At 60.3% G+C, this 12798-nt stretch carries 10 protein-coding genes; 3 read left to right on the forward strand and 7 right to left on the reverse strand.

Annotated elements, in window-relative coordinates:
• The first annotated feature begins 43 nt into the window (after positions 1-43).
• Positions 44-913 carry a regulatory signaling modulator protein AmpE gene (gene ampE, locus EO087_RS12445; RefSeq protein WP_128899137.1) on the forward strand — a complete coding sequence of 290 codons (870 nt, stop codon included), beginning with the start codon at positions 44-46 and terminating at the stop codon, positions 911-913.
• Between the two features lie 75 nt (positions 914-988).
• Here ampE and EO087_RS12450 read toward each other — a convergent pair whose 3' ends face one another.
• Entirely contained in the window at positions 989-2863 is a 1875-nt protein-coding gene (locus EO087_RS12450; RefSeq protein ID WP_128899138.1) for an MFS transporter, read from the reverse strand.
• Positions 2864-2996: 133 nt separating this feature from the next.
• Between EO087_RS12450 and EO087_RS12455 the strand changes: the two genes are divergently transcribed.
• Complete coding sequence (locus tag EO087_RS12455) at positions 2997-3374, forward strand: DUF2784 domain-containing protein (RefSeq protein WP_128899139.1); 378 nt, start codon at positions 2997-2999, stop codon at positions 3372-3374.
• A gap of 37 nt (positions 3375-3411) precedes the next feature.
• Here EO087_RS12455 and purD read toward each other — a convergent pair whose 3' ends face one another.
• The 6 genes from purD to EO087_RS12485 form a co-directional block, all read right to left on the reverse strand.
• Positions 3412-4695 (reverse strand): phosphoribosylamine--glycine ligase, encoded by a 1284-nt coding sequence (gene purD / locus EO087_RS12460; protein WP_128899140.1) that lies wholly within the window; start codon positions 4693-4695, stop codon positions 3412-3414.
• Between the two features lie 154 nt (positions 4696-4849).
• Positions 4850-6232, reverse strand: coding sequence for an AMP-binding protein (locus EO087_RS12465; RefSeq protein WP_128899141.1), 1383 nt, complete (start codon positions 6230-6232; stop codon positions 4850-4852).
• A 152-nt stretch (positions 6233-6384) separates the two neighbouring features.
• Complete coding sequence (locus EO087_RS12470; RefSeq protein ID WP_128899142.1) at positions 6385-6957, reverse strand: Sua5/YciO/YrdC/YwlC family protein; 573 nt, start codon at positions 6955-6957, stop codon at positions 6385-6387.
• Between the two features lie 89 nt (positions 6958-7046).
• Positions 7047-9515: a DNA topoisomerase I gene (locus EO087_RS12475; RefSeq protein WP_128899143.1), complete on the reverse strand. Its 2469-nt coding sequence runs from the start codon at positions 9513-9515 to the stop codon at positions 7047-7049.
• 137 nt (positions 9516-9652) lie between these two features.
• Positions 9653-10798, reverse strand: coding sequence for a DNA-processing protein DprA (dprA, locus tag EO087_RS12480; RefSeq protein WP_128899144.1), 1146 nt, complete (start codon positions 10796-10798; stop codon positions 9653-9655).
• 89 nt (positions 10799-10887) lie between these two features.
• Positions 10888-12048, reverse strand: a complete 1161-nt coding sequence (locus tag EO087_RS12485; RefSeq protein ID WP_128899145.1) for a LysM domain-containing protein — start codon at positions 12046-12048, stop codon at positions 10888-10890.
• A gap of 192 nt (positions 12049-12240) precedes the next feature.
• On the opposite strand from EO087_RS12485, the gene def reads away from it, so the two are divergent.
• The gene (gene def / locus EO087_RS12490) at positions 12241-12750 is read left to right on the forward strand and encodes a peptide deformylase (protein ID WP_128899146.1); all 510 of its coding nucleotides are present in this window, start codon (positions 12241-12243) and stop codon (positions 12748-12750) included.
• The last annotated feature ends 48 nt before the right edge of the window (positions 12751-12798 follow it).

The raw sequence follows: 12798 nt of genomic DNA on the forward strand, positions 1-12798 counted from the left end.
CCATCACTCGCATACAATGCGTCATCCTACGGAGCCCGTTTTCATGGCCATTCGCCTGCTTGCCGCGCTGATCGCTCTTGGACTGCTGCACCTGCAGCCACAGCTCGCGCATTGGCGTGGCGATGCAGGCTTCCGTCGCTGGGTAAATCAGCTCGCCGACATCAGTGGCGCCGCTCGCGTACTGTTTACGGTGCTGGTCCCCGTTGCGGCGTGTGCACTGGTCGTCTGGATGTTGCATCGCACACCACTAGCCGCACTGCTGCAATTAGTGTTCGGACTGGCAGTGCTGTTGTTCTCGTTCGGCCCGCATGCTTATGAAGCGGATATCGAAACCATCCTCAAAGCGCCCGACCAGCAGGGCCGCGAAGCTGCAGCACAAGCCTTGTGTGGCGATTGCGAGACCGTGGCCTGGACCACGGCTGATCTTGGCGAAGCCACTGCCTACGCGGCTCTGCGTCGCCGATTTGGCGTGCTTTTCTGGTTTTTCCTGCTGGGACCGATCGGTGCATTGCTCTATCGGCTCTCGCGCCAGCTTGGACACGATAGTTCGCTGGCTCTCGACACCAGGGCACGCACCTGCGCACGCTACCTTGCCAATGCCCTCGACTGGATGCCCGCACAGTTGATGGTGTTCACGCTGGCCCTGGTAGGTCACTGGGATGCCGTCATCGGCGCATGGCGCCGCTGGCATCAGCAGGCCGCTCCGAATAGCTGGTATCTCTCCAATCCCGGCTTCCTCGGCGCCGCCGCACGCGCCGATGTGCTTACCGATATTGAAGGTGGCGACGGCTACACCGAAGAGCGCACCGACTCATTGCACGAATTGCGTCGTTTGCGTGATGCGCTCTTGCGCGCCTTACTGGCGTGGTTGAGCGTCGTCGCGCTAATTGTGATGGGCGGTTGGCTGCATTAAAGGCCGGGAATCGTAAATGGGGAATGGGGAGTTGTGACAGACAAGACCTGAGGCGCTTCACTTTACGCCTCCCGTTCACGCCATATCACCCCGCAACACCTGCACGCGATCCTGCAGCGCCGCCGCATCGACTTGCTCCGCAGGCCTCGGCGCGTCCACCACCAATTCGACACGCGCACGGAAACGGCGTGGCAGGCGTGCGCGTCGTAGCATCGAATCGCGACGGCTCCACACACTACCCCATAGTCCGCGCAAGGCCATCGGCACCACCCGTACCGGACGACGCGCCAGTATCTTTTCCACCCCCGGACGAAACGGTGCGATGTTGCCATCCTTGGTCAAGCCGCCTTCAGGAAAAATGCATACCAGCTCGCCGCGAGCCAGTGCAGCATCCACATCCTCAAATGCTTTGTGCAGCACCGCCGGATCTTCTTTCTTCCCTGCTATCGGAATGGCCTTTGCTGTCTTGAAGACGAAGTGCAGTATCGGAATGTGGAAAATCTTGTAATACATCACAAAGCGCGCAGGCCGACGCAAGTTTGCCATGAGGATCAACGGATCCATAAAGCTCACGTGATTGCAAACCAACAAGGCTGACCCCTCCTCCGGCAGATTCTGCATACCATCGACGCGGATGCGATACAGCGTATTCACCAGGATCCAGGTGATGAAACGCATCAGGAATTCGGGGACGAGCGTGAAGATGTAGGCAGCAACGATGACATTGAGTATGGCTGCCATCAGGAAAATCTGCGGCGCACCCAGGCCCAGCATATCCAGCCCCAGACCGAAGACCGACGCCATCACGATCAACAACGCATTGAGGATATTGTTGCCCGCAATCACGCGCGACAACCGATCGCGCGGCGTACGTGACTGCACAAACGCAAACAGCGGCACCACATAAAAGCCCGCAAACACGCCAATCAAAATGAGGTCCAGCACGATGCGCCAACTTCCTGCCGCATGCAAAAAAGCCAGCCAATCCAGTCCGCGCACGGCCGCAGCACCGGGACGCGCCAGGAATAGGTCGATGCCAAACGCCGTAAGGCCGAATGCGCCCAGCGGCACCAAGCCAATTTCCACGCGCTTGCCTGACATCTTTTCGCACATCAATGCACCCACGCCGGTGCCAATCGAAAACAATGTAAGCACCAACGTGTTGACCGAACCGTCGCCCCCTAGATTGATGCGCGTGTAGAGCGGCAATTGCGCTACCAGTACGGTGCCGAAAAACCAGAACCAGGAAATACCCAGCACCGCGTTGAAGACAGTCCGGTCTTCATGGGTGATGTGCAATACCCGCACCGTTTCGGTGAAGGGATTCCAGTTGAAGGTAAGGTTCGGTGCTGTCGCTGGCGCAGGCGGAATAAAGCGGCTAGTCAGATAGCCGGCCACGGCAATACCTATCGTCAATGCCGCCGAAAAATGTGGACCGATACCCGCAATCAACATCAGGGCGTTACCGGCCACCATGCCGATCAGGATCGCCATCTGCGTGCCCATCTCCACCAAGCCGTTACCGCCTACCAGCTCGGTGGAATCGAGGGTCTGTGGAAGAATGGCGTACTTGATCGGTCCGAAAACGGTCGAATGCATCCCCATCATGAACAACACTGCCAGCAGCAGCGACAGGTGGTGCCCGATAAAACCGTAGGCTGCCAACACCATCGCTGCGATTTCGAACACCTTCACGAAGCGAATGATGCGCGTCTTCTCGAACTTCTCCGCCAATTGCCCGGCCGTGGCGGAAAACAGAAAGAACGGCAGAATAAACAGCGCCGGAGCCAGATTGGTATATAGCCCGACATCGTGATCGGACAACCCCATCTGGAACGCCGCCAGCATCACCATCGCATTGCGGAATGCACTGTCATTGAACGCCCCCAGTGCCTGTGTCCAGAAAAAAGGCGCGAAGCGGCGACGGCCTAACAGAGCGAACTGACTCATGCGGATCCTTGGCGGCTAGACTACGCGTAGCCTAGCGCGAAAGCCTAGTGTGGTGTCTTACAAGTAACGCGAAGAAATCCACTCGGAATGATTTGATGGTACTTGTAAGACACCACAACTAGAACCCGACACCATGCTCTCGCTCATCGTCGTCGATGTTGTATTGACACTACACCTTGGATTCATTCTCTTCTGCACACTGGGTGCATTGCTTGCCCTGAAATGGCGTTGGATTCCCTGGTTCCAGCTTCCGGCAGCGGCCTGGGGCTTTTACGTGGAACTCAGCGGACGAATCTGCCCACTGACAAGCATTGAAAACCATTTTCGCGAGCAAGCGGGATGGACGGCTTATCAGGGCGACTTTATCAGGCACTATCTGTTGACGACGATCTACCCCAACGGATTGACCCGTGAAATTCAGTACTTTCTGGCGGCGTTCGTGCTGCTATTGAATGTATCCGTCTATGCATGGCTGATACGCCAATCCCTAAAGAATGCGCACCCGACATAAAGGCTGATCGGCCCATCGACCGGTCAGCCCGTGTCGGTCAGCCCCGCCGCAACGCGCGATGCGCAATATCGCGACGGCAAAAAGCGCCATCGAAGCGAATCTTGCTGATCGCTTCGTAGGCATTTTCACGTGCCCCGGTAATGTCCTTGCCAAGTGCGCATACGGTCAACACGCGCCCGCCCGCCGTAATCGGACGGCCATGCGCATCGACCTTAGTGCCGGCTTGGAACACTTTGACATCCGTGCCAAGGTCGGTATCCAATCCGTCGATCAGGTCCCCGCTTTTCACCTCGCCCGGATAGCCGCTGGCCGCCATCACCACGCCGATGGACGGCCGCGCATCCCATTGTGCGTGCGTGTGGTGCAATTCGCCATCGAGCGCTGCCTCGATCAGGTCAACGAAATCGGACTTCAGGCGCAGCATGATCGGCTGCGTTTCCGGATCGCCGAAACGCACGTTGAATTCAATGACCTTGGGCGCGCCTTGCTTGTCGATCATCAGGCCGGCGTAGAGGAAGCCGATGAACGGCACACCTTCGGCAGCCATGCCGCGCAAGGTAGGTTCAATCACTTCCCTGAGGATGCGTTTTTCCACTTCCGGCGTAACTACTGGTGCAGGTGAATAGGCACCCATGCCGCCCGTATTGGGCCCCAGATCGTTATCGTCACGGCGCTTATGGTCCTGGCTGCTGGCCATGGGCAATGCATGCGTGCCGTCGCTCATCACGATGTAACTGGCTTCCTCGCCGTTGAGGAATTCCTCGATTACCACGCGTGCAGATGCATCGCCGAACGCATGCGCACTGAGCATATCGTGCAGGGCCAGCTCCGCATCGCCCAACGTGAGCGCGACAACGACCCCTTTGCCTGCAGCCAGACCATCGGCCTTGATCACGATTGGCGCGCCATGTTCGCGAACGTAAGCCAGTGCCTTGTTGAGTTCGGTGAACACCGCGTAGCGCGCCGTGGGAATGTTGTGGCGTAGCAAGAAATCCTTGGCGAAGGCCTTGGAGCCCTCCAATTGTGCGGCGACGGCGCGTGGCCCGAAGATGCGCAGGCCCGCAGTTCGGAATGTGTCGACCACGCCGGCCACCAACGGTACTTCCGGGCCGACCACGGTGAGTTCGACCTTTTCCGCCTTCGCCAGCTTCAGCAGCCCTTCGATATCGGTCACGGCAACATCGGCATTGCGCAGGCCGTCTTCGCGCGCGGTACCGGCGTTGCCGGGCGCCACGATCACCTCGCTCACGCGCCGCGATTGCTTGAGCTTCCACGCCAGCGCGTGCTCGCGACCGCCGTGGCCAATAACCAGAACTTTCATGCCTTGACTCCGAGATTGCGGGCGCCTTGCAGGCGCAATCGTCCTATTGTAGCGGGTGAATCAAGCGGGCTTTGGGTGGATGGCGTCTACCGCACTGGTGGCAACCTCACCCCTATCCTCCCTTGCGTGCAGAGAAGGAGTGCATCGCCAAGGATCAGGCACTGGCGTGGCGTATGAGTAAGTCGAGCAGGTCCGCGCGCGACAGTTTGCCGGTTTCGTTGCGAGGTAGGTGATCGACCAGGCGCAATGGACGAGGCAGGAAAACGGGATCGATCGAGGCACGTAGCGCATCGAGGATGAAGTACTCCTCCAGTGCAGGCGCCACGACTAGCGCGGCAATGCGGCGCACACCGATGGGGTCGGGATCGTCCAATTGGAACACTACACCATCCTTCACACCGGGAATGGCAAGCAGACGGTGGGTGAGGTCACCCAACGATGCACGTTTGCCAGCAATTTCCAACAGGTCTGCGTGGCGGCCGCGAAGCTCGAAGCAGCGACCTTCGTTATGCAAAGTTACGATGTCGGCAAGGACGGCCGGCGTATCGAGCTGGGGCGCCTCGATCTGGGTGCCATCCGGTTGCGGATACAGGTGCACGCCGCGATAAAGCGACCAATGGCTATCCACCGTCACACGACGCGAGGCGAATGCACACGTTTCGGTGGAACCAAACACCTCCAGCAAAGGCGCATCGAATCGCTGCTCAGCCTGTGTCGCCAGCTCGCATGACATGGGTGCGGTGGCGGAAAGCATTGCGGCCAGCGGCGGCAATGACACGCCTGATTCGACCAGTGTGCGCAGATGCACCGGCGTAGTGACCAGCACACGGGGTTCAGGCATGCGGGCGAGCGCCGTGGCGATATCGGCCGGGAAGAATGGCCGCCCGGAATGCACCCGCACATCGCCGAGCAGGGGTAGCAGTACTGACATCTCGATGCCGTAGATGTGCTGCGGTGGCACGGTAGCAACCACGCTGAAGCAATCGCCTACCATCTGATGCAGCATGCGCAGGTTACCGGCGGTGCTCGCATGTAGGCTGCACCAGGTTTTTACGTTCGGGCGTGGTGTGCCGGTAGAGCCCGAGGTGTAACCCACCACCACACTCTGCAGCGCCGACAAGAACGGCCATTTCGCGGGTACCGGCACCTGTGCATCGACAGCGAGCATGGGTAAGACGCAATAGTGATGCGGGGCTGGGTCCAGCATGCGATCCCCGACAACGTGGCAACCCGGATGGGTAACCATCACTTCTTCCACCGCATGCGGTGCCCGTGAAGGCGGCAGGAGATTGGTCTGGCCGCGCAGAGCAATGGCACAGAAGGCGACCAAAAAGACGTAACGGTCTTCGCACAGATTGACTGCCGCCGGCGCATCCGGCAGCAGTGCGGTGACCTGTTCGACATGCGCGACAAACTGGGCTGCAGTGATCTCGTCACCGTCACGCATCGCGATGACACGCCGTGGGTCGCTAACCCTCATCAGAGGCAGTAAGCGCTCGGCTTGATCGCGTTGAAAGGCGTCGTAAGCGGTCGCCACGCCGTTAGCTCCTAATTGCCTGATCGATGCGAATCCTCATCCGGCCCAGGCGGTCGGTAGCTGCCGGTATGCGGGATTATGTCTTGCAACCCCCATCCTCACGATCATGGCTGAATCGGCACCTACTGCGCCTGCGGCCACGTTTGGAGTATTCAGCTCCGGATGAAAGCGCCTGTCAACGCGTCCCGGATGGTGCTTGGCTGGGTAGCCCCGCCAAGCGGCGCATCGACGATGCCATCCAGCGCTTCTCCGAAATAATGGGCCAGGGTCGCAAGATCACGCGCGGGTGGCTTGCCGTGAAGGTTGGCACTGGTGGAAACCAACGCACCGCCAAACGCTCTGCACACGGCAACCGTGGGGGCATGTCCGCTGACACGCAGGGCGATGCCGGAATGCGCGCCCGTCACCCAATCGGGGACTTCCGTGCTGCGCGGAAACACCCAGGTAAACGGTCCTGGCCAACTCGCCCGGACTTGTGCAAGTACACCGGGGGGAACCTTGGCCATGTCCACGTAGTGTTCGATCTGGGCGAAGTCAGCAGCGATCAGCAGGACACCCTGATTAGAAGGCCGCTGCTTGAGGGTGAAGATGCGTTCGAAGGCGGTCTGGTTGTGCGGATCGCATCCAAGGCCGAAGACGGCTTCGGTGGGATACGCAAGTACGCCACCTTTGCAGAGCAGATCGGCAGCTTCGTCGAGTTGGGCAAGGGTGTAGTGCTTGGGCATGTCCGCGAACCGCGACGACGAATCAGAGGCAAGGGCGTTTCATGGCAACCCTCTCACCACAGGGGAGAGGGAGCAGATCGACGCGAGGATCAAGCTTTAGCCTTTTTGGTAGCAGCTTTCTTCGCAGCGGTCTTTTTCGTTGCTGTTTTCTTAGTCGCGGCTTTCTTGGTGGCAGCTTTCTTGGCCGGCTCTTTTTTGGCTGCGGCCTTTTTGGCCGACGCGCTCTTCGCTGCCGCTTTCTTGCCAAAACGCCCCTTCTTCTTCACGGGTGCCGCTGCCAGCAACTCCAAGCATTGCGCTTCACTTAGCTCCTTCGGCTCCTGATCCTTCGGGATGCGCGCATTCTTTTCGCCGTCGGTGATGTACGGACCGAAGCGGCCGTTGAGGATCTGTACACCGTTGCTGAAGTCCTTGATGATGCGACTGGCGATCAGTTCCAGCTTTTCCTGCACGATCTGCAGTGCCCGCGGTAGCTCGATGGTGTAAGGATCGTCTTCGGCTTTCAGCGAGGCATAGGTGCTGCCCTGCTTCACGAACGGCCCGAAGCGACCAACGCCGACGCTGACTTCCTCGCCATTCTCAGCCTGACCAAGTTTGCGCGGCAACTTGAACAGCTCGATCGCTTCTTCCAGCGTGATCGTGTGCATGCTTTGGCCGGGGCGCAGGGACGCAAACTGCAGTTTCTCGTCCACGTCCTTGTTGCCCATCTGTGCATAGGGCCCGTAACGCCCTAGCCGCACGGAGACCGGCTTGCCGGATTTTGCATCGGTGCCCAATTCGCGCGCACCGGTGGCTTCGCTGCGATCGACCGATTCGGTTTTCTCTTCCACCTGCTGCTTGAACGGCTGCCAGAAGCGCCGCATCAATGGCACCCAGGCTTCCTCGCCGCGACTAACCGCGTCGAGTTCGTCTTCGAGCTTGGCCGTGAAGTCGTAATCGACGTACTGGGTGAAGTGTTGGGTAAGGAACTTGCTTACCGCCCGACCCACGTCGGTTGGGCGAAAACGACGGCTATCAAGCAACACGTATTCGCGGCTCTGCAGCACCTGGATGATGCTGGCGTAGGTGGACGGACGGCCGATGCCGTATTCCTCCAATGCCTTCACCAGGCTGGCTTCGGAATAACGTGGCGGCGGCTCGGTGAAGTGCTGATCGGCCACGATGTCCTGCAGCGGCACATCTTCGCTCTTAGCCAGACGTGGCAGGCGACGGCCTTGGTCGTCATCCTCGGCAGTCTTCTGATCGCGGCCTTCTTCGTACACAGCGAGAAAGCCCGGATCCACCACCGTGGTACCCGTGGCACGGAATGCAGCATCGCCGCCTTTCACATGTTTCACGTCGAAATCCACCGACACCGTGTTCATGGTGGCGTGGATCATCTGACAGGCGACGGTGCGCTTCCAGATCAGCTCGTAAAGCTTGCGCTGCTCGTCATTTAGGAATGGGGCTACTTCGCGCGGCGTGCGCATGGCGGAGGTAGGGCGAATCGCCTCATGCGCTTCCTGCGCGTTCTTGGACTTGGTGCGATAAACCTGCGGACCATCCGGCAGCGCCTTGTTGCCGTAGTCGCGAGCAATCAGCTCGCGCAGTTCGCCCACTGCTTCACCCGAAAGCGCGGTGGAGTCGGTACGCATGTAGGTGATCAGGCCGACGTTGCCCTCGCTACCCAGACCCACACCTTCGTACAGGCCTTGCGCGACCTTCATCGTGCGGCTGGTGCCAAAACCCAGTTTGCGCGCCGCTTCCTGCTGCAACGTAGAGGTGGTGAACGGCGGCGCGGGGCGGCGCTTGCGCTCTTTGCTGCCGACTTCGCTGACCGTGAGATGGCCGCGCGCGGCTTCCTTCAGCGCGGCGCGCGCCGCCATCGCATCGGCTTCGTTGGTGAGGTGGAACTGTTCGAACTTCTTGCCGTTGAGCTTGGTGAGGCGCGCGCTGAAATCGCCCTCGGTGTGCTTGAGCTGGGCTTCCACCGTCCAGTATTCACGAGCGACGAAGGCTTCGATCTCCTCCTCGCGTTCCACGATCATGCGCAAGGCAGGGCTCTGCACGCGACCGGCGGACAGGCCGCGCTGCACCTTGCGCCACAGCACCGGCGACAGGTTGAAACCCACCAGGTAGTCCAGCGCACGGCGTGCCTGCTGCGCGTCTACCAGATCGTGCGACAACGCACGCGGCGTGGCGACGGCCGCCTTAATCGCCTTGGGAGTGATCTCGGAGAACACCACGCGGTGCATTTGCTTGCCCTTGGAGATGCCGCGCTCTTTCAGAATCTCGCTAATGTGCCAACTAATGGCCTCGCCTTCGCGATCCAAGTCGGTGGCGAGATAGATGTCATCGGCAATTTTGGCGGCCTTGGCGATGGCGTCAACGTGTTTCTCGTTGCGCTCGATCACTTCGTACTTCATGGCGAAGTCGTGTTCGGGGTCGACCGCGCCCTCTTTGGGCCTCAGGTCGCGCACGTGGCCATAGGAAGCGAGGACCTGAAAGTCCTTGCCAAGGTATTTGTTGATCGTCTTGGCTTTGGCCGGTGACTCGACGATGAGCAGGTTTTTTGCCATGTGGCGTGGGGTTCCAGATGTTCCATTCGCAGCCGTATCGAATCGGCCGTTCTATATATAGTTGGAAGCATGCCAACTCAATGACTGTCAAGCTGGCGCTTGTGAAAACGCGGCCTGGCGCCCTTTTCAGAGCGAACCTAGATGCCCGGCAGACGTTGGTAACGGCCACCCGGCAAGCCTTCGACACAATCTTCCAGCTCCAGCATGAGCAGCATGGATGACAAAACGGCGGCGCTTTGCCCGGTACGCTCTGCCAGCTCATCCAGTACCACAGGATCGTGCCCTAGCACGTCCAGCAGGCGCCGGTATTCCGGATCGTCGCGCCAGCCACCAAGCGCCGGCTGATCACGCCCGGCGCCTGCCGCCGGTAACCGTTCCAGGCGCTGGGCCAACTCAGCACCCAGCGCCCGCGCGGCGGGAACCAGGGTTTCAACGATCTCCGAAGCGCTCTCGACCAGTCGCGCGCCCTCCCGGATGAGACGGTGACAACCGCGGGCGAGCGGATTATGGATGGAACCGGGCACGGCGAATACCTCCCGCCCTTGCTCACCCGCCAATCGCGCCGTAATCAGCGAGCCGGATTGCAGCCCCGCCTCGACGATCAGCGTTCCCAGCGACAACCCGGCAATGATGCGATTGCGCCGCGGAAAGTGGTCGGCACGAGCGCCTGTGCCAGGCGGAAATTCGCTGATCAATACACCCTGCGCTTCCACTTGCGCCGACAGCCCACGGTGCTTGCGCGGGTACACCAGATCCGGCCCGGTGCCGATCACGGCAACGGTAGACAAACCTGCTTCCAGAGCCGCCTCGTGTGCTGCGCCGTCAATCCCGTCGGCCAGCCCACTGGTCACGATGAACCCGGCTTGGGCGAGGTGTCGGGCAAAGGTGCGGGCGGTCGTCTTGCCCGCCGTGCTGGCACTGCGTGCACCGACGATGGCGATCTGCGGGTGCAACAACAGGCCGGCATCGCCGCTGACAAATAACGCAGCGGGTGGTTGCGGAATGCTTTCAAGCTGAGGCGGGAAGTCAGCTTCAGTGCAACACAGGAGGCGGTGGTTGGGTTCGGCTAGCCAGTCCAGATCAGCAGCCAATCTCGCTTCATCGGGTTGCTTCAGCCACGCCTGAGCCTCCGGGTCGAGCCGGGACGCATGACGCTGAAGCTGGGCGAGCACCTGGTCGATCCGACCCTGGGTTGCAGCTAACCGCTCGCGCAATCCAGCCGGCCCCAGGCCCGGTGTGCGCAGGACCGTCAGCCAGTCCCGCCATTGGGCTTGTTCGTTCATGCCGAGAGTCTACGCGAGGCCCGAAAACAACCACGGCGCGGGATTACCGCGCCGTGCTGTGGGTATGGCCTTCGGCCGGGAATAGGGCATCATTCCGGCATCTTCGCCCTGGCACCAAGGTGCACCGGCTTCAGGCCATCCATCACCACGCCATAGCTCACCCGGTCGAAGGTGCGGAAGATCATCAAGTGCCCGACGAATTCATCCGGCAATGTGACCCACTTGCCACTGTCGCGGATCCAGCTATCGTGCGCCACGTCATCGGGCATCTTCTCGCCTGGTTGCCACAGGGAGAAGGTGGTGCCGTTGTCGACGCCGTCCTTCGAGCCGACCGAAAGCACCACCACGTCGTAGGGGCCGACCCGGGTCAGGCGCTCATGGGAGAAGGCAATCACGCGTGCATCCGCCGGCAGGGTCCGGGGTGGATGCGGGTAGAAGTACGGGTCGTACGGATGGTCATCCACTGGCATCAAGCGGTCGCCGGCACGGACTTCCATGATCGAACTGAGCAGCAACAAGGTGGACGGATCGCCGCCACGCAGCACCTCCGCCTGGCCGATCACCTCGACCTCCATCCCGATATCCGTGCTACTGATCTTGCTAAAAAAGTTGTGATCGGGGGTCACCTCGCCAAGGGTGGTCCTCCACTCCTCATTCCAAGGCGTCGAGGAGGTGGCCACATCGCTATCCACAATGTTGGCGGCCATCTCGTCGCTTTGCTCGGCTGCCGAACCGCCAAAGGTGCGGAACATATGGGTGGGACGCACAATCGCCCAGCGCTGGCCCGGCTGCGCATCGAGATGACGCACGTAGAGGTTGCGGCCGGATGTGCCGGTGATATCACCCTCCTCGAAACCCATCACATAGGGCGCATTCTTCACTGCCGCCGGATCCACCACGCGGGAATCGCGCAGGAACGGTTTGAGCTTGTCGACCGGAATGGCCGGAATGGCCTCGCCCTCACGATGAATGGCCGGCTCCAGCCGCAGTGACGGGCCGCCATGGATGAAGGACAGGTCCAGCACGTCCCCCGGATAGATCAGGTGCGGATTGCGTACCTGCGGGTTGGCCTGCCAGATTTCCGGCCACAGCCAGGGCTTGGACAAGAAGCGGGCGGAAATGCCCCAAAGGGTGTCACCACGACGCACGGTATAGCTGTCGGGGTGATCAGCACGGAGCTGTGTACCGGCCGCATAAATGGCCACCGTGACCAGCATGCCGGCCAACAGCCCAATGGACTTTCTAATCATAAGCGGGATTCCCCCATGCCCCCTTGGCTTGGGCGAGTGTAACCGAAGCATTAACTCAAGCAACACGTGCCCAGTTGGCAAAATCGTGCGCCGACAACACCTTGAACCACGTACAATATCCACATTCTAGACCGCGCCCGGGTTGGCTTTTTACCAAAGCGCCGGCAATTCTGGCGCCCGAGGTAAAAACCCATGTCCGTTCTGAGCATTCTTGAATTCCCCGATCCGCGACTGCGCATCAAGGCCGAGCCGGTTACGGTTTTCGACGCCACATTGAAGCAGTTCGCCGATGACATGTTCGAGACGATGTACGCCGCCAACGGCGTCGGTCTGGCTGCTACCCAGGTCAACGTGCATAAGCGCGTGCTGGTGGCGGATATGAGCGAGGAACGCAACCAGCCGCTAGCCCTGATCAATGCAGAAATCCTGGAAAAGGATGGCACGCAGGTATATCAGGAAGGCTGCCTGTCCTTCCCAGGCATCTATGCCGATGTGACCCGCGCGCTGAAGGTGAAGGTTCGCGCCCAAGACGTCGAAGGCAGGACCTTCGAACGGGAAGTGGAAGGCCCACTGGCCGTATGCATCCAGCATGAGATGGATCACCTGGTCGGCAAGGTCTTCGTGGATTACCTTTCGCCGCTGAAGCGTTCGATCCTGCTCAAGCGCATGGAAAAGCAGCGCAAGCAGGTCGCCAGCGCGTGACGGAGGGAGGCCCTGATCTGTTCTGTGCAGGCGTCATCGGCGCTGTCT

It is taken from the genome of Dyella sp. M7H15-1, from assembly GCF_004114615.1.
GTDB lineage: Bacteria > Pseudomonadota > Gammaproteobacteria > Xanthomonadales > Rhodanobacteraceae > Dyella_B.